Raw genomic sequence first — 307 nt, forward strand, 5'->3', positions numbered from 1 at the left:
CCATTAGAAAATTAGATAATGAAACTGCCACCCCTGAAAGCTCTGCCTGTCTTCGAAGCCGTTGCCCGTCTCAACAGCTTTTCCCTCGCTGCCGATGAGTTGGCGGTGAGCCAGAGTGCGGTGAGTCACCAGATCAAACAGCTGGAAAAATACCTGGGGGAGCCGCTTTTTTCGCGCGGCGGCCGGTCGCTGTCGTTGACTGATCAGGGACGCCAGTATCTGGATGCGGTCAGTTCTGCGCTGTTGCAGATCGAGCGTGCCAGTGAGCAATTAGTGGGGCATGAGGAGGCCAGGATCCGGTTGTCGG

Annotated in this window: 1 protein-coding gene; it reads left to right on the plus strand. The window is 56.7% G+C overall.

Annotated elements, in window-relative coordinates; all coding sequences use genetic code 11:
• Window positions 1-18: 18 nt before the first annotated feature.
• The coding region (locus B2W52_RS20300) for a LysR family transcriptional regulator (RefSeq protein WP_286803986.1) at window positions 19-307 on the plus strand (289 nt) is incomplete at its 3' end.

The sequence above is a fragment of the Marinobacter sp. UBA2498 genome (assembly GCF_002341575.1).
GTDB lineage: Bacteria > Pseudomonadota > Gammaproteobacteria > Pseudomonadales > Oleiphilaceae > Marinobacter > Marinobacter manganoxydans.